At 41.6% G+C, this 21,003-nt stretch carries 14 protein-coding genes, 3 tRNA genes and 1 rRNA gene; 12 read left to right on the forward strand and 6 right to left on the reverse strand.

What is annotated here, in order from left to right; all coding sequences use genetic code 11:
• Positions 1-232 precede the first annotated feature (232 nt).
• Positions 233-347, forward strand: a 5S ribosomal RNA gene (gene rrf / locus PASHI_RS04025).
• 697 nt (positions 348-1,044) lie between these two features.
• Here rrf and PASHI_RS04030 read toward each other — a convergent pair.
• The 4 genes from PASHI_RS04030 to uvrD all read right to left on the reverse strand — a co-directional run bounded on the left by PASHI_RS04030 (position 1,045) and on the right by uvrD (position 7,260).
• Positions 1,045-1,893, reverse strand: a complete 849-nt coding sequence (locus tag PASHI_RS04030) for a CZB domain-containing protein (protein ID WP_055199374.1) — start codon at positions 1,891-1,893, stop codon at positions 1,045-1,047.
• Positions 1,894-1,960: 67 nt separating this feature from the next.
• Positions 1,961-3,085: an ABC transporter substrate-binding protein gene (locus tag PASHI_RS04035; protein ID WP_156426455.1), complete on the reverse strand. Its 1,125-nt coding sequence runs from the start codon at positions 3,083-3,085 to the stop codon at positions 1,961-1,963.
• The gene (locus PASHI_RS04040; RefSeq protein ID WP_062564674.1) at positions 3,048-5,117 is read right to left on the reverse strand and encodes a GNAT family N-acetyltransferase; all 2,070 of its coding nucleotides are present in this window, start codon (positions 5,115-5,117) and stop codon (positions 3,048-3,050) included. Before PASHI_RS04040 ends, PASHI_RS04035 begins: the two co-directional genes overlap by 38 nt.
• Positions 5,095-7,260: a DNA helicase II gene (gene uvrD, locus PASHI_RS04045; protein WP_062564675.1), complete on the reverse strand. Its 2,166-nt coding sequence runs from the start codon at positions 7,258-7,260 to the stop codon at positions 5,095-5,097. Before uvrD ends, PASHI_RS04040 begins: the two co-directional genes overlap by 23 nt.
• Before the next feature lie 259 nt (positions 7,261-7,519).
• On the opposite strand from uvrD, the gene PASHI_RS04050 reads away from it, so the two are divergent.
• Entirely contained in the window at positions 7,520-7,744 is a 225-nt protein-coding gene (locus PASHI_RS04050; protein WP_054554878.1) for a hypothetical protein, read from the forward strand.
• A gap of 122 nt (positions 7,745-7,866) precedes the next feature.
• Complete coding sequence (locus PASHI_RS04055; RefSeq protein WP_062564676.1) at positions 7,867-8,235, forward strand: YacL family protein; 369 nt, start codon at positions 7,867-7,869, stop codon at positions 8,233-8,235.
• A gap of 32 nt (positions 8,236-8,267) precedes the next feature.
• Here the strand turns inward: PASHI_RS04055 and PASHI_RS04060 are convergent, their stop codons facing one another.
• Entirely contained in the window at positions 8,268-8,897 is a 630-nt protein-coding gene (locus PASHI_RS04060; RefSeq protein WP_062564677.1) for a peroxiredoxin-like family protein, read from the reverse strand.
• 133 nt (positions 8,898-9,030) lie between these two features.
• Between PASHI_RS04060 and PASHI_RS04065 the strand changes: the two genes are divergently transcribed.
• Positions 9,031-9,651 (forward strand): dUTP diphosphatase, encoded by a 621-nt coding sequence (locus PASHI_RS04065; protein WP_062564678.1) that lies wholly within the window; start codon positions 9,031-9,033, stop codon positions 9,649-9,651.
• Here PASHI_RS04065 and yrfG read toward each other — a convergent pair whose 3' ends face one another.
• Positions 9,652-10,308, reverse strand: coding sequence for a GMP/IMP nucleotidase (gene yrfG, locus PASHI_RS04070; RefSeq protein WP_062564679.1), 657 nt, complete (start codon positions 10,306-10,308; stop codon positions 9,652-9,654). It lies immediately after the preceding gene.
• Between the two features lie 61 nt (positions 10,309-10,369).
• Here yrfG and nudE point away from each other — a divergent pair, with 61 nt between their 5' ends.
• The 8 genes from nudE (at position 10,370) to PASHI_RS04110 (ending at position 20,955) form a co-directional block, all read left to right on the forward strand.
• Positions 10,370-10,942 carry an ADP compounds hydrolase NudE gene (gene nudE / locus PASHI_RS04075; protein WP_171037179.1) on the forward strand — a complete coding sequence of 191 codons (573 nt, stop codon included), beginning with the start codon at positions 10,370-10,372 and terminating at the stop codon, positions 10,940-10,942.
• Entirely contained in the window at positions 10,935-11,732 is a 798-nt protein-coding gene (cysQ, locus tag PASHI_RS04080) for a 3'(2'),5'-bisphosphate nucleotidase CysQ (RefSeq protein ID WP_054563939.1), read from the forward strand. Before nudE ends, cysQ begins: the two co-directional genes overlap by 8 nt.
• 138 nt (positions 11,733-11,870) lie before the next feature.
• Positions 11,871-11,947, forward strand: a tRNA-Met gene (locus tag PASHI_RS04085).
• Between the two features lie 46 nt (positions 11,948-11,993).
• A tRNA-Met gene (locus tag PASHI_RS04090) sits at positions 11,994-12,070 on the forward strand.
• A gap of 155 nt (positions 12,071-12,225) precedes the next feature.
• A tRNA-Met gene (locus PASHI_RS04095) sits at positions 12,226-12,302 on the forward strand.
• Positions 12,303-12,743: 441 nt separating this feature from the next.
• Complete coding sequence (locus PASHI_RS04100) at positions 12,744-16,730, forward strand: hybrid sensor histidine kinase/response regulator transcription factor (protein ID WP_062564680.1); 3,987 nt, start codon at positions 12,744-12,746, stop codon at positions 16,728-16,730.
• Between the two features lie 296 nt (positions 16,731-17,026).
• The gene (locus PASHI_RS04105) at positions 17,027-20,530 is read left to right on the forward strand and encodes a COG1470 family protein (RefSeq protein ID WP_156426456.1); all 3,504 of its coding nucleotides are present in this window, start codon (positions 17,027-17,029) and stop codon (positions 20,528-20,530) included.
• Between the two features lie 53 nt (positions 20,531-20,583).
• Entirely contained in the window at positions 20,584-20,955 is a 372-nt protein-coding gene (locus tag PASHI_RS04110; RefSeq protein ID WP_062564682.1) for a hypothetical protein, read from the forward strand.
• The last annotated feature ends 48 nt before the right edge of the window (positions 20,956-21,003 follow it).

The following is a 21,003-nucleotide window of genomic DNA, read 5'->3' on the forward strand; positions in this document are numbered from 1 at the left end:
GAGGCTTAACCATACAACGCCAAACGCGTTTTATGACAGCGTAACGACAGAAGTTAAGAAACTAAAGTAGATTTTACGAAGCTGAAAGCTATAAGCTTTAAGCTGTAAGAAAATATCAGATTTCCAGATTTATGTAGGGTGAACCGCAACGCTTAACGCGAAATCAGTTCACCTTGCGCAAAGGACTCGTAAGCGCTACGCGCTTTGTCGAGAATCCTTTCCACGCCTTTTGCTTGGTGACAATAGCGTTTTGGACCCACCTGACCCCATGCCGAACTCAGTAGTGAAACGAAACAGCGCCGATGATAGTGTAGCAGCTGCTATGTGAAAGTAGGTCATCGCCAGGCTCCAAATAAGAGAAAGCCCGATTCGAAAGAGTCGGGCTTTTTTGCGTCTAGAGCTATCCATACAACGTGCCCTATTCATTCTTCAGGTAGGTTGGGTAGAGCGCAGCGAAACCCAACGAGTTAGCGAGTTGCTAGTTAGCAAGGGTAAAGTTGAACTGTGGTGTTGTTTAGTACAGAGTCACCCTCAGCAACAAACCCCGTAGGAGGCACTTCAGTGCCGAATCAGACCATAACAAACACATTCACGGCTAAATAGTTAGCGAGTTGTTAGTTAGCAAGGGTAAAGTTGAACTGTTGGTTTGTTTAGTACAGAGTCACCCTCAGCAACAAACTCCGTAGGGGGACTTCAGTGCCAAATAGACAAGAGACGTCAGATAATAGATGTTAGTTGATCTTCCGGGTTGTTATGTAACTGAGTCACCCTCAGCAACAACCCCCGTAGGAGGCACTTCAGTGCCGAATCTAGACCAAAAAATATATTCATGGCTAAAGCCATTCCTACAAGTACACTTTGCCTAGAACCTAGAACCTTCGTTAGAGGAAGACGCAGCACCAAACACCCACACCTCGCGGCTGATCGCTGACGGCTGAAAGCTGATAGCTCTGCCTTGGGTTTCGCTGCGCTCTACCCAACCTACGCCAGACCTTTCAACTTTCCCCTCACTAACTTTACTCTTTCTAACTCGCTAACTAGGGACTAAAAAAGCCCATACTCTTCGGTTTCTTCTGCTTCGTGGCGCATGAGGTGCTCTGGGCGGAAGATGGCACTTGGGTCTAATAATAAGCTGTGTTTATGCTTCATTTTGATTAGTCCGCGCATCATGTTTTTAGTTTGCGGATCAACATCAAAACCAACCGAGGTAAGTTGGTCTAACGGTTTGATGTCTTCTTTTTTTACGTTGATATTGTCTTCTACTTTGTCGACTAGAAGGCCTATATGAGGTGTTACGCCGTCTTTTGTGGTGAAGATGATGATTGGCTTGTAATCAAGAATGATCTGCTCACGTGCCGATTCAAACAATCTAATAAGCTGGTTGAATGTTTGGCGCTTTTTCTCTGCAAATAGGCTAATCACCTTGTCGTGAGGTTGGCTTTTTTGCAATTCTAATAACTCACCGGCCATAGCATGTAATTCACGGTGTGGCTTATCAAACTTGGCTAAGATACTTTGTAAGTCTTCGTTATCGGTTTCAAAGTTGTTATACCAACGACCGAATGCACATTTGTCTGGATCTGTGGCTTTTGTAAAAGGTGCACCTGTCACTAAGCTATTTTCTAAGGCATCTAGCCAATCTAAATGGTCTTTTTCTCTTTCGACTAAAAGGTCGGATAATTCGGCATTGGTCTCTTTGGTTGAGTGATTGTTTAATACAATTCCTAAATCAAAGATAGGCGTTGGGGTTTCCATATAATCTTTAACCCCAATGAAGCTTTTATTTTCATTTGGCAACGACGTTAAATTTCCTTCGTAACGCTCAGTTAGAAGAATATCGAGAATTTTTAGTGAAATGGTCTTTTGGCCAACTCGAAAATTAATCAGATCCATATTTCCCTCAAAGCCTTGTTAAGTCTCTATAGCATAGAACATTATTGTAATTTAGTCGTAGTTTAACCTAATTACTTTTAAAATATGAGCGGTAGATTTTTTTGTTATTTCCAGAAGTGTGAGTGTTAAATAGATCAGCGAAATCTGATGTGTCGGTAAAGAGGCGATTTAGCTCAGTCAGCAGACATTGATTGTTTAGAGGCGTTGGACATTTTTGGGCAGCGCTAACCAATGCAACGGCATTCAAATAACCTTCAAATATAATTCTATTCGCACTCGTGTGATAAGGCTCGATATCTTCAATAAACTGCTTACACCAAGGATTTTTACAGTTATTAGGGTCGGGAACCACTTCAGTGACCATAATGCTGGCTGGCTGTTTAACTCGCTGATATAAGTCATGACTCGATACGAAAGATACTGAAGTATAGTCTGGGTTGAAGCTTTGTTTGTTCGCTGCATTAACAAATTCAGCGAGAGGCTCGTAGGTGCCGACTAAACAAATTGCGGTTGCCTTACTTTCTTTTAGAAGCGCTAAAGCTTTTGAAATATCATCACTATTGCGCTTAAATCGCGTGACTTCTACAGGTTTAATACCATGTATTTTTAGGGCGTTAACGAGATTGCTCTCTACCATATAACCAAACTCATCGGCTTGGATCATTAAGCCAATTTTTTCATGCTTACGCTCCTTAACTAGGTAGTTAATTTGCTCTATGGCTTCATCTTGGTAGCTCGCACGAAGATTAAATACATTCGGCATTGAGCTGTTATGTAAAAAGTCAGCGCCTGTAAATGGCATGAGAAATGGAATACGGTGTCTATCTAGCAGGGGCTTAATTGCATGGGCTGTTGGTGTGCCCATAGAGCCAAAAATCGCATGGATCTTTTGATCAAATAAAAACTCGCGTGTATTCACTACGGTATTTTTTGGCTCGTAGCCATCATCAGCTAATATCAGATCGATATTTTGCCCATTAATACCGTTTTCTTTGTTGATTTTATTAAAGTAAATATTACTGCCAAGCGCCAGTTGTTCGCCTATTTGCTTAGCAGGTCCGGTGAGCGCAGTGGACATCCCGAGTTTAATGGTAGGCTGTGCGTGTTCAGCTAAAGCTATCTGAGGTAGCAGCAAGGTACAAATACATAAACACTTAATGGCTGTTATTTTGAAGTGATTTATAGTGAGCATACCAACCTTGCACTGCGGTTTTGAACTGTGAGTCTAAGTCTTTTTTACCTGTAAAACCGGCTTCTTCGATTAAGCTATTTACAGAGGTTTGCTGTAATACTAGTCGAATAAGGATGAATTTTGTATGTTCATCTAATAAATTTAGACTAATTGGTGTGCTCCAAATCATTTTCCATAGCAATGGCTGTACTTGGAAGAGGCTAATGTCACCGGTTAACAGTCGCTCAGCTCTTGTATTTAAGGCAGTAGAATAGTCAGTTTTTGGTAAGCCTTTGAATAGTTCTGCAATAAGCTGCCAAGGAAGTGAGCTAAAGTGACCAAGGAGTTGCAAAGACAGGTCTTGTTTAAATTCCTCTATTAAGAGTGCTGTGCTATCTGTGCTTTGCTTATCTAACGCTTTAATCACTAAAGCAGCATGTTCGGCCGTTGCTTTGTCATGACTAAATCCAAGCTTAACAATATTAAAGCCATTACTTTGCCAAAACTTAACTAACGCTGCATTTGCGCCAAAGCTGGCACCAAAATAACTGCAATTATTTATTTGGCTTTCGCAGTAGTTTAACAGGGCTGAGCCAATACCTTGTTGATGACATTCAGGTGCAACAGCTATTCTCACAACTCTCGCTGAGCGTTTACACAAGTCTTCTGTATTTCGGCTCAATTGAGTCAGAGTTTGCGCCATTAAATGACCATGAGGCCTGCGCTTTCCTTTTATTACTTGCTCTGCGATTTCTGGTGCTAAGCCACCCTCAATAGCGATTAAGCAAACGGCTTTTAATGCATTTTCTTGTTTGCAGATCGATAGCTGTAACTCTGGGGCATCAAGCAATTGGCGTAAGTCGTTTACCGTGGTTTGGTAATGAGCCAGCGCCAGTATCGCCATAATTTGGCTAAGTAGCTGCTCATCTTCAACGAGTTGATCCTTGCTTATGTTTTCAAATTGGTAAGACTTACCACTCTGCGTATCTAGGTACTTTGCATCGAGTAGTAATAGTTCGCGTAGGCTATTTTCGAGAGGGTCATGTTTAGCAAAACGAATTGGCTCATCCAAAGTAATAGTCTTTAGAGATTTATATTGGCTACGTAAGTAATGTAAAAAACGTAACGTGTAACCACGCCCATTCCCTTCATAACCAACCATAGTGCTCGCAAATACGATTCGTGGATAACTTTTTAGTATCTCTAATAGCATAGGAACCGGAATCGCCGCAGCTTCGTCGACAAATAACAGATCGCAATCAGGCTTTTCATGTAGCAGTATATCTGGCGCAATATAGCTAAGGTTAGCTAGTTCTTTACAGTTTTGCTCTTTGCTAACACCAAGCTCAGCGGCTAAATGTTTAAAGCTTGTTTGTACGGCTTTGGCTTGGGTGGCACAAATAAGGATTTTTTTATCTTGAAGACTTGCTGCTGCAAGTCCTAAAGCAGCTGACTTACCACGACCTCGGTCTGCACTGATCACAAAAGGGCGATTAGCGCGCCCTGTTGCGGTTTTAATAATTTGCTCAACACATGCTTGTTGTTGCTGATAATTTATCTCTGCAGTTGCTGACGATACTGATTGGTAAATAGGAAGCGAGTGCTCAGAAAAATAATGTGGCTGCAATTTTAGCTTGGCGAAAAAACGCTGATTAAAAAAGCTGTGTTTAATTTCTTCGCCATAAGAGGTAATACTTGTGAGTGCTGGGTCTTGCCACTTATCGTCATCGGGCAGCAATAATATCAGTACACCGCCTGCTTTTACGGTACCTGCAAGCGCGGCTAGTTTATCGGCATATAAGCCGCTAAAACCATCAAAAATTGCGTGATGAAACTCTTGGCCAAGAATTTGGTGAGCATGTTTTGGAAACTCACTATTTGCTAATAATGAGCTGCTACTGAAAACATAGCTATTTTTAAGCGCTAATTGGTTTGCAAACTGGTAGCACCAAGTTTGGCTGCCTTGCACAATGACAAGCTGGCGATGCTTTGCAATCACCAGATCATTACACAGTGCTGTTAAATACTCATTATAAGGCTTGAAGTCTTGCATACTGTGTTACAAGCCATTTGTTGCCTAGGTCGTCAAAGTTCACTTGAATACGTGACTGTGCGCCGCTGCCTTCGTAATTGAGTACGGTTCCTGCGCCGAACTTGGCGTGTAATACGCGTTGTCCTAAGTTAAAGCCGCTATCTTCAAATGCGGCATGTGTTACTGATGGACTAAAACGACCTGCCGCAGGCGGTCTTGAAACCTGTGTTTTAATACGGATTTCTTCGATACAGTCTTCAGGCATTTCACGTAAAAAGCGTGATGGGCTATGGTATTTTTCTTGTCCGTATAAACGGCGACTTTCTGCGTGGCTAATATATAGTTTTTCCATCGCGCGAGTCATACCAACATAGCAGAGGCGGCGTTCTTCTTCTAAACGACCAGACTCTTCATTACTTTGTTGTGATGGGAACATGCCTTCTTCAACACCAACCATAAATACCAGTGGGAATTCTAGGCCTTTTGCTGAGTGCAGAGTCATCATTTGTACCGCGTCTTCGTGCTCGTCAGCTTGACCTTCGCCAGACTCTAGTGAGGTATATGCCAAAAAGCCCTGTAGTGGTGAGCTGAACTCTTCATCTTCAGGGAGTTCATATTGACCACAGGCACTAATAAGCTCTTCTAAGTTTTCTACGCGGGCACGGCCTTTTTCACCTTTTTCAGCTTGATACATTGCCATTAACCCCGAGCTTTGAATGGCGTATTTCGCTTGCTCTTCTAAGGTGAGATCGCTGATTTTATCTTCGATATGCTCAACAAGTTCTAAGAATTTAGTGACGGCACTTGCTGCACGGCCAGATAGATGCTGCTGCTCTACAATAGCCTTTGCGGCATACCAAAGTGGCAATGATTCATTGCGCGCGCAATCACGGATATGGCTTAGCGTTTTATCACCAATGCCGCGGGCTGGGGTGTTAATAACGCGCTCGAAAGCAGCATCATCTTGACGGTTACCCACTAAACGTAAATACGACAGTGCATCTTTGATCTCTTGACGTTCGAAGAAGCGCATACCGCCGTAAATACGGTATTTTAAGCCTTCTTGTAGCATTGCTTCCTCGAGTACACGAGATTGCGCATTGTTACGGTATAAAATGGCGGCGTCTTGTAATGCATTACCTGCATTTAGCCAGCTACGTAATTTGCTGCTAACAAAGCGCGCTTCGTCTAATTCATTAAACGCAGCGTAAACAGAAATAGGCTCACCATCATTGCCGTCAGTCCACAGGCTTTTGCCCATGCGTTCAGCATTGTTTTTGATCAGCGCATTTGACGCTTTTAATATTGTTGCCGTTGAACGGTAGTTTTGTTCAAGGCGAATGGTTTCGGCTTCGAAGTCAGTTAAAAAGCGTTTGATATTCTCAATTTTTGCGCCACGCCAGCCATAGATACTTTGGTCATCATCGCCTACGATCATAATACTGTTGGTGTTACCTGCGAGTAATTTTAACCAAGCGTACTGGATTGTATTGGTATCCTGGAACTCGTCTACCAGCATGTGGGCAAAACGCTGTTGATAGTGACGTAAAAGAGTAGGGTGATTCTTAAGTACTTCGTAGCAGCGCAGCAGTATTTCTGCAAAGTCGACTAAACCTGCACGGTCACAAGCCTCTTGATATGCAGCATAGACTTTCAGCATCATTTGCTCATTAATATCGTAGGCTTGAATGTCTTTAGGACGTAGACCTTCATCTTTTTTCGCGCTGATATACCAACCAAATTGTTTTGCTGGCCACTTTTTATCATCGATGTTCATCGCTTTAAGTAAGCGTTTGATCATACGTTGTTGATCGTCAGAATCTAAGATTTGAAAGCTTTCAGGCAAGTTTGCTTCACGGTGATGGGCGCGTAAAATTCGGTGAGACAAGCCATGGAAAGTGCCAATCCACATACCACCAACAGGTGCTTTTAACGTTTCTTCTACACGAGTGCGCATTTCTTTCGCGGCTTTGTTAGTAAAGGTTACCGCAAAGATGCTGTATGCAGAAGCTTGCTCAACTTGCATGAGCCATGCGATGCGATGAACAAGTACTCGAGTTTTACCAGAACCTGCACCTGCAAGTACCAGCATATTTTGCAATGGGGCTGCGACTGCATCCCGTTGTTTGTCATTTAAGCCATCGAGTAATTCAGAAACGTCCATCGTTACGCCTTTTCAATCTATAATGGGTGGAGTATAACAGGTGTTTATGCAAGGCTAAATAAAATACTGTTTTTATAAACAGCTATTTTGGCAAGTTATTAAAATTGCAGTATAAAAATTGTGAATTTGACCGATTTTTAGCTAAAAGAACTAAAATCAAAATAACGCTACTTTTTAACACTTTGATTTGTAAGTCATAATAAGTTGGCATAAAGTGTGATTATAAAAAGTATAATCATTAAAAACTACAGAGGTTAGTATGGCAGAGCAAGGTTCTGGCGGTAATGTAATCGCAGCAATATGTAATATCTTTTTTCCCGGTTTAGGGCAATTGGTACAAGGTCGTTTAATGGCGGCTATTGCATTCTTTTTAGCATGGGTTATTAGTGGTGCACTAATTTATGTGGCAGTTGGTTTTATTTTACTGCCAATCGTATACCTATGGGCGATTATTGATGCTGCGCGCTTCAAATCGCGACTCTAGCTATTTTAAATAGCACAAATTCGAGCGCCACTTAGGCGCTCGAGTTGTTTTAAGGCGACTAAACTCGCCACGTTTAGCTGCAAACGGTATAATTAGTAGATAACGTATTAAGAGTACCCTCCATGGAATATCAATTTATCCGCGACCCTATTAGCGGTTTACGCATTAAAATTTCCTCTGAACACGCCATTGTAGGCCGTTGGCTAAACGAAGAAGTCGGAAAAGAAAAAATCGCGATGGTGCAAGCGTTGATCTCTGCTGTTAAGAGCAGTCATGAGTCTTTAACCTTACAAGGTCAAGAAATTGATTTGATCTTAAATAAAGACGAAGCGCTATTCGAAGCGCATGCATTACATCAAGACAACGAAGACTTAGTTGCCTACCAAGATGATGATTTAATGCTTGAAGAAGAAGGCTTATGCAGTGGCTGTGGCTTTGAAGATTTTGTTGATTTAATTGAATCTTGGCAAGAATTTACACAAAGCCGATAAGCAGAAGCATATCCTGCTTATCGGTAGCTAATTTATTGCTCGCTCACTGATTTAACAGCGGCTAGTAATAAATCTTCTGTTAAGCGTACTTTGTAATTTGGGTTGGCGTATTGAAAATGAACTAACCCATTTGTATCTATCACAAATACTGCGGGTACTGGCAGTGCTACTTTTGGCTCACCTTCTAACGAGACAAAGTTAACCCCAAGCTTATTACGGTAAATCTTTGCTGTTTTGTCATCTAAATAAAATGCTAAACCTAACGTTTGCGCCAAAGTAAGGCTGTCGTCAGAAAGCAATTGATAGCTAGGAGCTGTAATTTTTGTTTCAGCGAGTTTTTCAGGGCTATCTGGTGAAACGGCAATTAGTTGCGCGTCTAAGCTTGCTAATTCTTTCTCTATTTTTTGCACGCTGGCCAATTGTTTTGAACAATATGGGCACCAGCCACCACGATAAACAATCAGCACGGTAGTTTTTTCTTTAAAGCGCTCAGCTAGCGAGACGGTTTTACCGTATTGGTCTTTCAATTCAACATTTGGCACCGTTAAGCCAGGTAATAACGGACTAACTTGCTCTGCTGACTCCGCAATATTGGTCGCAGTTGCAGCGATAACTTGGCTTGATAGTACAAACAGTGCACTAATGAGTAGAGATTTAAACATGGGCTTCCTCGGTTATTTTTATCAACTGCAAAGATGACCTGATTGTTGCGGGATTTATTTCATCTTTACCTACATCAAACTCAAATTTAACTGTAGTATATAGGCAAATAAAAAATGCAAGTTGGGATAAAGAATGTCTGCTAATTTACAAAAACTCGTTGTTATGCTCGAGATGCAAAATGCGATGAATACCAAAGTTCATGAGCAATGGTTTAGCCAAGGTTTTGAATGGTATCGTGCAATTTGGGTTGAGTGTGCTGAAATGCTTGACCACTACGGTTGGAAGTGGTGGAAGAAACAAACCCCAGATACAGAACAAGTTATTTTAGAGTTAGTTGATATTTTCCATTTTGGTTTATCTTTACGCATTGATGGTGAAACCAGCTATGAGCAGTTAGCTGCGCAACTTGAAACTGAGTTAAGTGCACCAGTTCAAGCCGATGATTTTAAACAAACACTCGAATTATTAGCCGCATCAGCTGTTGCTGAAAAGAGTTTTAATGCAGCTGCATTTGCAGGTTGTATGGCGCAAATCGGTATGGATATCGATGATTTATACCGTGGCTACGTTGGTAAAAACACCTTGAACTTCTTCCGCCAAGATCATGGCTACAAAGACGGTAGCTATATCAAGGTGTGGAATGGCCAAGAAGATAACGAGCACTTAGTTGAAGTGGTAAAAAGCCTCGATACAGAGCATGCAGATTTTGCAAAACTTGTATACCAAGGCTTAGAGCAGCGTTACCCGAAGTAATCATTCAACGTGTATAAGCTCGCGAAAGTCGATGGTTGATAAAAAGCCATCGAACTGCTTATGCGGTTGCTGACTATCAGGGTTGGCAACCGCAAGTATATGACCAATACCAAACTCTTTTGCCGCATCTAGCACGGCAGGGCTGTCATCCACAAATAAAGTCCGTTCCTTATCAAACTGCCATTCTTGATGTACTTGTTGCCATAATGGTTGATGCTCTTTACTCACGCCATATTGATGAGTTGAGATCACACCATCTAAATAATTATCGATAGCAGTATGTTCAAACTTTAACATGGCACAATCTGGGTGCGCGTTAGTAAGCATGATCAATTGTTTGCCTGCTTTTCTCAGTTCAGTTAAGAATGGCGGAACATCTTCACGAATTCTGATTAAATGTTGAATGTCACGTTTCAGCGCCATAATTGGTAAATCAAGTTGTTGTTGCCAATAATCTAAGCAGTACCAATTAATTTGTCCGTGAACTTGTTGATAACGATGTAAAATGTCAGCTTTTGCTTCGTCTAAGCTGATTTTATGTTTACGCGCATATTGCTCGGGAATAACAGTTAGCCAAAAGTAATTATCGTAATGCAAATCGAGTAGGGTGCCATCCATATCTAACAACACAGTATCGATTTTTGACCAATTTAACATAGGCAATTCACTTTAAAAGATTTATGATGAGCATAACTGCCATGATAGCAAATTAATGCCAATGACACAGAAAAAGCATCCTACACCACCGCAAATTTTGTCTAATGAAGTTGTCGCTAAAAGTCGACTATTTACTGTTGAATCTCTCGAATTGAAGTTCTCAAATGATGAGCAAAGGCAATACGAAAGAATTCGTGGCGGTGGCAGAGGGGCAGTTATGATTGTGCCAGTAACGGCCGATAACGAACTGTTATTAGTGCGAGAATATTGTGCAGGCACCAATGATTATCAGTTGGGTTTTCCAAAGGGCTTAATTGACCCAGGCGAAACACCACAACAAGCTGCAGACCGTGAGCTTAAAGAAGAAGTTGGTTTTGGTGCTAAGCATTTCGCTGAACTTAAAAAAGTCAGCATGGCGCCGAGTTACTTTAATGCCACTATGCATATTTTATATGCTGAAGATCTCTACCCTGAAACCTTACCTGGTGATGAGCCTGAACCGCTTGTCGTTGTAAAATGGCCAATAACTGATTGGCAATCATTATTGCAACAAGAAGACTTTACTGAAGCACGAAGTGTCGCAGCTTTGCTATTATTAACAAAGTACTTAGAGTCGGGAGCGGGCAATGAATGATTTTTTAGAACCGTGTATTCGGTTAGCTGAGCAAGCAGGCGATGCCATTATGGCCATTTATCAGCAGGATGATATTGGTGCTGAGCAAAAGTCAGATCATACTCCGGTCACCAAGGCTGACTTAGCATCGAACGATGTATTAATGGCTGGTTTGAAGACCCTAGCCCCTGATATTCCAATTATGTCAGAAGAAACACCTATTCCGGCGCTGGCAGACAGAAAAGATTGGCACCGTTATTGGCTGCTTGATCCTATGGATGGTACCGGGGAGTTTATTCTCGAAAGCGGTGATTTTGCAGTTAATATCGCTTTAGTTGAAAATAATCGCCCAGTACTGGGTGTTATCCATTGGCCAGCGAAACAAGTGACTTATTTTGCTAGTTATCAAAATGGCGCATTTAAACGTGAAAATGGCCAAGATCAGCAAATTTCGGTAGCAACACCCGATAATTTAACCTTAGCTGTAAGCCGCAGACAAAAAATTGAAGCGGTCAGCCAGTATTTAAATACTCAGTTTGCGACGGTGGCATTAGGCTCATGTTCATTAAAGGCTTGTATCATCGCAGAGGGTAAAGCTGATTGTTTTTTACGTATCGGGCCAACGGGTGAGTGGGATACTGGGGCGTCACAAGTGATTGTAGAAGAAGCTGGTGGCTGTATTACCGATGCCGAATTCAACCCGTTAACTTACAATCAACGAGAAAGCACAGAAAACCCTGACTTTATTGTGATGGGTCACCCTGATTGGGAGTGGCAAAAAATGATTAGTCCCCATCAGCGTGCTTTTTAGCTTTGTTTTGGGTGCTTTTTGTTCGTTTGAGTTAAATTTGTCACTATAACCCTTGATTTCTAATCTTATTGCTATATGATAGCGCTCTCTCTGAAACAGGGCAGCAATAACATGCTTATGTTACTTAGAGATTACAGGCGCGGGATGGAGCAGCCTGGTAGCTCGTCGGGCTCATAACCCGAAGGTCGTCGGTTCAAATCCGGCTCCCGCAACCAACTTCTTAAATTAAGTGAGAAGTAAAATAAACTTAATAATTTCAGGCGCGGGATGGAGCAGCCTGGTAGCTCGTCGGGCTCATAACCCGAAGGTCGTCGGTTCAAATCCGGCTCCCGCAACCAATTTTTATAAAAATTGGTGCAATGTTGGAACTATAAAGGTCGTCGTCACGGCGTGAGGCATTCACTCTTCACCTTCACAGCTCCCGCAACCAATTCTCTGAATTGGCTGACTTCTTAAATTAAGCAAGAAGTAAAATAAACTTAATAATTTCAGGCGCGGGATGGAGCAGCCTGGTAGCTCGTCGGGCTCATAACCCGAAGGTCGTCGGTTCAAATCCGGCTCCCGCAACCAACTGAAATTATATAATAGGCACGCGAAAGCGTGTTTTTTTATGCCTGAAATTCAGGTTCAGAGCCCGAAGGTCGTCGGTTCGCCCTCAAAATTCACCCGTTAATTCTACGGGTAGGTTGGTTTGAGCGCAGCGAAACCCAACACAATCCATGCAAGCCTTTTCTTTAGTAAACCCAAACCACCATAAAGCACTCCCACGATTAGGCTTGACCTAGCACCTAGAACCTTTACCCTCGCTAACTCGCTAACTCGCTAACTCGCTAACTCGCTAACTCGCTAACTCGCTAACTCGCTAACTCGCTAACTCGCTAACTCGCACCTAAATCCAACCCCTTGATATCTATCTTGGTTATTCATCCCCAAATTGGGAAATGATTATGAATGTTAGCTGAACTGAACTACGCTTGATTAATAACTAATAATAAATGTGTAGATTTAGGGATGATCCGTTTTTTAATAGTGCTGTTAGCACTTCTGTTCTTACCTTCAGCTTTGTGTGCATTTCAAAACTACGATATTGATGATGGTCTATCGCAAAGTGTTGTGTTTGATATTGTTCAAGACCAGCAAGGTTTTATCTGGATTTCAACACAGGCAGGTTTAAACCGTTTTGATGGTAATGAGTTTACTGTATTCACTGCCTCTGATGAGACGAATAGTCTAGCGAATAACTATATTTACCCATTGGCAATAGACAACGAGTCAACGCTGTTTATAGGCACTCGAAATAGTGGTGTAAACCAACTCGCATTACATAATTATCAATTTTCTGAGCCGCTTTTAAAAGAGCGCCGCATTACCAGTTTATTGGTGGCGCAGCAGCAAGTTTATATTGGCACTTACGACGGCAGCCTGTTTCGTTACGATAAGCGAACAGAGCAACTTGAAACCTTAATAACAGGGTTAAAAAAGCCTATTTATGCGCTATCAAAAATCGCTGACATACTTTGGATAGGAACGCATGGAGCTGGGTTACTTCATTATGATCTTATTAATAAACAACAAATTAATACTGTTTTTTCTGGCTTTGCTGAGCCAGTAAACATTCATGCTAGTGTCTTTGCTATCAAACAGGCCGCCGATGGCAGTATTTGGTTGGCAAGTCAGGGCGGCGGCTTATATAAGATTACTCTAAGCACCAAAACAATAACTCAGTGGTTGACTTCTAATGATGATAATTCTGGGCTTAGTAATAATGAAATTCGTGATATTGAGTTTGATAGCCAAGGCCGAGTTTGGCTAGCAACGCGAGGCGGCGGAATTAATGTTTACGACCCTATTGATGCAAGCTTCACCGTTTTAGCGCATGACCCGTTTGATAAATATAGTCTTGCTCATGACCGGGTATATAGTATCTACCGAGACAGTAGCGACATTATGTGGTTTGGTACTGCACATGGGATCAGTAAGCTCGACCCAGCATCATTGCAATTTAGTAAGTTAAAAAAGCCAACGCCACTTTCAAGTAACGATGCGTGGGCGTTATTTGAAGACTCAAAGCAACGTATTTGGTATGGCAGCTGGGGTGGCGGTATCGATATTCTTGATCAGCAATTAAATCGTTTAGATCGCATAACCACCGAAAGTTCACCGTATTCAATCAGTAGCAATGCAATTAAAGCCATCGCCGAAGATGGTAATGGCGATATATGGATTGGCAGCTGGCAGCAAGGGATTGATGTTTTGCATACCGATGGCAGCATCAGTCACTTTCGGGCAGATGAAGGCGGGCATGGCTTAACTGAAAACAGTATATATGCCCTTTTAGTCGATGAGAAAAATAATGTTTGGGTCGGCACTAATGGAGGGGGGTTGTTTTGCTTTGATAGGCAGCGCGGCAAATTTATTAGTTTTGCGCAGCCTGTAGCGAATACACAACTTGTAATTCCAACGGCGCGGGTGACGAGTTTATACAAAAGCTCGCAAGCAGAACTGTGGATAGGCACAGATGGTGATGGGGCTTATCACTATAACGCTGCAACCGATACCCTCACTAATTATCGCAAAGGCGACTTGGCTTTATCTGATAATACAGTGCGAGCGTTTTTAAAAATTGATCAGCAAATGTGGCTCGCAACATCGAACGGCTTAAATATTATTGATTTGAGCAACCAGCAAGTTCATCAGCTTAATGTCGCTCAAGGCCTTCCTAATCAAGTCGTTTATGCGTTGCTAAAAGACAATGAAGATAGGGTCTGGCTAAGTACTAACAACGGCCTCGCTAAAATAGACCCTGCAACCATGAGCATAAAAAATTATAAAGCTCGACATGGCTTACAAGGTAATGAATTTAATGCCGGTGCTTATTTAAAAACCCGTGATGGCCGTTTGATGTTTGGTGGCACTCAAGGGGTTAGTGTCATTAATCCTGCTGACCTTGAAGTTAATACTATTGGCGGGCAATTAGCACTCACTAGTTTGCAGTTTGATGATGAGGATGTGGTAAATCAGGGAGTCAGCCGTTTAGGCAGCTTATACCAAATAGAAAAAAGCCGTTCAGTGACTATTCCTGCGGGAATTAAACGGGTTCATTTTCAGATTGGTTACCTACACTACTCTGAGCCACAGACTAACCAGTACTCCTATCAGTTAGCAGGCTTTGAACAGCAATGGCGAAAAGCTACAGGGTCGTTTTTATCTGTTGACTACACTAATCTTCCTGCTGGTAAATATCAGTTGAAAGTTAATGCTAGTAGTGAAAATGGGGCAAATGCGCTCACCCCATTACTGTTAAACATAACGGTTCTTGCGCCTTGGTGGCAAACAAGTGAGTTTTATTTGCTAGCAGCCATGCTGATGTTGGCGACGGTGTGGTTATTCACAGTGCTTTGGACTCGCCGTATACGCAAACAAAAATATTATCTGGAGCAAATTGTTAGCGAACGCACTGACGAAATCGCAGAGCAAAAAATGCTAATCGAACAGCAAGCTGACGCTCTGAGTGATTCACTCGAAAATAAAGTGCGTTTTTTCACACATGCATCCCATGAATTACGTACTCCTTTGAGTTTGTTAATTGCGCCGTTGCAAAAGCTCATAGCAGATGAGCGAAATACTGAAAAGCGTGAGCAACTGAATTTGGTATTGCGTAATAGTCGGCGTTTAGAAAACTTGGTCGATAAGCTACTAACCTTGACTCGCTATGATGAGCGCCATGAAGAGATTATTAAAGTTGTATCATTATCGGCAATAGCCAGAGAGGTCGCGGGGCAGTTTGCTGTATTAGGTGAAAAGCCTATCGACTTTAAGGTTGATATTGAAGAGGCTGTATTTATTGAAAGCACCCGAGAAGGGGTGATCACGATTCTTACTAATCTATTAAGCAATGCTTTTAAATATACTCAGCAAGGCCAAGTCAGCTTAATCGTAAGCGCATCAGGTGAGCTTGCCTACATAGAAGTGACAGACACAGGTAAAGGCATCGCAGATGCTGAAAAAGACAAGGTGTTTGATACTTTCTACAGAGTAAGTAGTCATGCAAATGTAGAAGGCAGTGGTGTAGGTTTAGCTATCGTTAAACGTCTGGTCGATAAATACAAAGGCAATATTGTGTTGGCAAGTCGTTTAGGAGAAGGAACTAACTTTAAACTCGCATTTAAAACAGCACAATTTGCAGAGCAAGTTCCTGTTGATAGTACAAGCCTAAAATCAAAAGTGAGTCATGACAAAGCGAGTGTATTAATTATTGAAGATAATGACGAGCTACGTCATTACCTAAAAACAGAGTTACAGCACCGCTATCAAGTATTATTAGCTGAAGATGGTCAGGTCGGTTTGCAAATAGCGCTGAGCCAAGTACCAGATTTAATTATTACTGATTTAATGATGCCAAAAGTCGATGGCTTTACTGTTTTAGATTCATTACATAATTCGCCCGTTACTTGTCATATTCCGGTGATTATTTTGACCGCCAAGGGAGACTATGAAACCCGAGTAAGTAGTTTGCAACAGCATGCGCTAGATGTGATCACTAAACCATTTGATAGAGAAGAGCTCTTTTTAAAGGTTGAGAATTGGATACATTGGGTCAATTTATATTCTCAACAGCAAACTATGGATGCACCTGATCATGTTGAGACAAAGCAACCGGTTGTGGTTGACCCTCGTGACAAACAGCTGCTTGAAAAGCTTGAGTTGTATGTTGCTGAGCATTACCAGCAACAAGGCTTCTCTATGGTGAATTGTGCGAAAGAATTAGCGCTTAGTGAGCGTCAATTACAACGTAAGTTAAAAGTTCTATTAAACATTACTCCCAGTGAGTATTTACGTAATTATCGACTGAGTAAAGCTGCTGAATTACTAAGGCAAGGGCGACAAATAAGCTTAGTAATAGACGATGTGGGCTTTTCGTCACGCTCGTATTTTTCTAAATTTTTCAAAGCAAAATATGGTATGACGGCGAAAGAATACCAATGCCATTATGTATAACTCGTTGTTTGTTATTGAAATGTCGTATTTGAGTACATTTTTGTCGGCATTCAGCATACTTATTTCTTGTAACTAATCTACCCTTGAACCTTAACGTAAAATGAACCGCTTTGATGGGATCTCGGGTGTTCATATTTGACGGGCAAACATGACTGAATTCAGATTATGGTTAAGGACGACACTGAGATCCCGCCTTTATTCATGTTCAAAATAGGTTTTGCTTCCCTTGAGTTATGGCAACTGTGCATGCAGTTGCCTCTTTTTAGGGGAATACAACACACAATGTAAGGATTAGCATGATGAGCCCCCCTAATTTTCATTCCATAAAGTATCTAAAGCAATTATTACTAGCGACAAGTCTTGTCGCTTTAACCGCTTGTGGTGGAGGCGGTGGAGGTGGTGATGACGATGATGATACCCCTCCCGTCGCTACAAACAAAAATCCCACGGTATCTATTAGTAGTGATAGCAGCGTAACAGAAGGTGGTGAATTAGTCCTACAAGCGACAGCAACAGACAGTGATGGCACAATTGCAAGTTACGCATGGCAGCAAACATCAGGTCCAGATCTAACACTTACCGGCAGCGATACAAGTACACTTACGATCACCGCGCCTGAGATCGAAGATGATGCAGATGTCGTTGTTTCACTGACAGTCACCGATGATGATGGTGCAACCGCCACAGCAACAGTAACGATTGAGCTTAAACGTAAAGTGCTCAGCGTAACGATCACCGGTATTGTAACCGATGAGCCGATTATCAACTCAAGTATTGTGGTGCAGATTGGTGATGAACAATTTGAGATTACCGCTGATGCACAAGGCCGCTATAGCGTAAACATTGAGGTTGATGACTCAGATGCTGATGAACTGGTTAAGCTGGTGGCGTTGGGTAATAACTCCATTGATCCGGGCGTTGAATTTGTATCCCAACTGAAGTCTATCGCAACGCTTGTTTCACAAGCAGGAGCCGATGGCACATTAAGCAAAGATGAAAACTTTGGCGTAAACATTACTAATGTCAGTACTGCAGAGTTTGCACTGTTAAGCCGCGACGGTACAAACATCGATTCTGAACAAGCATTAGATGAAGCTTTACTCGCTGTTGATGCTGACGAAAAACTGCTACTTGCAGCGTTAATCAAGATCATTGTAGATAATGATGACTACGAACTACCTGAGGGTGTCGATTCGACCCTTGATTTAATATCTAGCGCTGAACAAATTGATGACTTTATAAATACAGTTGAAAGCCAAGACCCAGGATTAATTGACTCTACAAAAGAAGAGATTAAAGATGATGATGAATTAGTTGATCAAACAATCAATAATCTGACCGGCAACTATTTATTAATGCAGCCACAATATTATCGAACTTCAGTTGGCCAGTTTGAGTTTAATAATGATGGTACCGGGTATGTCAGTTTACTGGATGTTGATACTGACTTTAGTTGGTCTCAACAAGAGCAAGACATCACAATTACTTTGGCTGAGCCAGCATTAATGAGTTGCTTTGTGGTTACTGATGGAAACGATGAACAGCTAGATGTTTGTGAGTACTTAGTTGAGTTAGACCTAACTATTCTTCTTGAAAACGATGCAAACAGAACGGTTGAGTTTTTCCGTAAAAGCGAAACACGCATAACCAGTTCAGATGTTGTATATAGAACTACAGAATCGAACTATAACGCCACCCTTATTGAACAACAGCAAACACTTGCTGTGACAGCTGATGAACTTATTGGTAATTGGGTTATTGATAACCTAAGCGAGTTTGGTGGATATAGTAGTGCAGTAAGTGTTGAGTTACTTTCTGGTGGAACAGGAACGCTCATTGATAACGATAACGCGCCTGTTAGTGTGACTTGGCAAGTTGATGGGAATCGACTGCTTATAAGCAATAATGCAGAAACTATTAGTTACGACATCGCTATTTGGCTCGTTAAAAATGTACAAGTGGGCTATCAATTTGCGGCATCACTCGAAGCTAAAGCGGACGATAGCTCGCGTACAGTCACAGGTTTAATGGTGAGAGATAATCAGCTTTCATTTACTAAGCCAGACCTATTGGGTAAATGGACTGTTTACCAAGGCTATAACTCACCTCAAACAGACCTCCACTATGATGTGTATGATGATGGTTTAATGAACTTTAACTTGAATCAAAACTTCCGTTCTTGGCAAGTAAGCAGTGAGGGAGTGTTCTTAAGATATAACTATTTTACGAGCAATGGTGTTCAGCCAATTTGTCCTGAAGGGGAAGTTTGCCAAGTATACAGTGAGTTCTCACAGCGATTATTAGCCACTAACAATGGTCAAAACTTTACCTATCGTAAATATCGCTTTTTTAACTATGATGGTTCGGAGCGTGTCGAAGATTATTCATCTCATCTACGTAACTTCTCTGTGTCAGATGAGTATGGGGTAACTAAATTCGCACCTTATTGGTTAGAAGAAAACGCAAGTTTTGATAATAATGGCTACCCAATTACAACTAACTACATTGAACTTTATTCACCAAGAGAGTTAGGTGTAGAAACCATTAAAATAGCGACTATTTATGATGAGATGACGGCTGAGTATAGCCATCAAATCACCTTCACTTACCTTGGAGTGGTCAATCAATACGACTACAGTTTAGCGTCAGGGAAATTACTATTTGATAGCATGAAGGCTGAAGTGAGTGACTTTGATCGAAACTTCTTAACTATTTGCGTGTATGAGCAAGCAGGTAGTTGTACTGAAGATGCTAAACAAGCGTGGTACTTTGATAAGGCAATGGCTGAAGAGCAAGTTGTTGTAGAGCGTCCAGCAACGGATCATCCATTAGATGGGGCTTGGCAGCTTGCTGATGAGCCTGATGTCGCGGTAATTATTCGTGATGGAAAATGGTTACAAATTCAAGGAATGGACGACCCTGATGATGATACCGCATTCCCTGGTTTTGAAATTGGTGACTTTACTTGGGATGAAACAACAGGCGCTTTTGATGTCACTATTACGGAAGATACCAATGGTAGTTTCGGTATAGATGATGCTGGCAGTATTGTTGCCAGTGTTGATGGAGATACGCTGACATTCGATATCGAAGGTGAGGGTATTATTACGCTAAGTAGAATCTACAGTGAATCAAACCCGCTAATAGGGGGTTATACATATGGCTCTTACGATGGAGATTTCTTCATTGCTGTATTTAAAGAGGATGGCACTTTCTTAGAGCTTGCTCATGATACTGAGTTTGATGAGTTAGGTATATCAGGTGGTTACTACACCTATGATGCAGAAACTCAAAAGGTAGTGGTTGATTTCTATGTAAAAACCTATGGTGACCCAATTGAATTTGCTGACCCTTACTTTATTGTGAAGCCACAAGGTAACTTTATACAGTTCAAAGACGGCGATGATTTTGGCCTCTTCGAACGCGTTACACGAGTTATTGATCAAGCAGCTTTCACTGAAGCAGATCTTATTGGCTCACATGTATTTACCTTTATGGCTGATGATGGCAGTGGTTTAGAAACCTCTAATGTTGTTATAAGTAATGATGGTACTGCAACATTTGAGTTAGATGGTGAAGTGCGCTCAGCAGAGTGGGTATTAGATCTTGGGTCGTTGATGATGTATAGCGAACCAACAGCTACGCAAAATTATGGCTATGGTGTGACTATGACACCCGTAATAACCATTGAAGGTGGTTTTAGTGTAGCAACGCTAGGTTTCGAAGTACCTGAAACCTACGATGATAATGATGATCCCGAGTTACACACTTTTGTATCGGGCAGTTTAATTAAGCAGTAATTTTCTGAGCCCAGTAGCAGCAATGCTACTGGGCTTTTTTGAGGAGTTAGTTTATGAAAGCGTTATATTTCTCAGTATTACTTCTTACCCTTAGTGGGTGCCAAACGATGGATGCAATGCAAGAAGACATTAGTGATTTAAGTAATAGCTTGTTTTCAAGTGAAGATATGAGCGAAGAATCACAAGATGCATTCTTAAAAGCACAAGAGGCATTTTATGAAGCCGACAATGTTCGTAAGAAACATGCGCAATTAAATGCTCAAGAACGAAGCTTATGGGTTGAGTTAGAAGATGATTACAACATCTTATTAGCTGCGCCAAGTAAAGCCACTGAGAAGGAATCTTATTTTTCAGACTCCACACTTGCAGACAGCGTTATGATGCAGAGTTTAAAATTTATTGAGCTGGTCGAAAAAGGCGAGTAATCGAAACTTCGCTTAAAAGATTGAAAAGTTTATGTTACAACGGCACTA

This window comes from Pseudoalteromonas shioyasakiensis, assembly GCF_001550135.1.
GTDB classification, from domain to species: Bacteria; Pseudomonadota; Gammaproteobacteria; order Enterobacterales; family Alteromonadaceae; genus Pseudoalteromonas; species Pseudoalteromonas shioyasakiensis.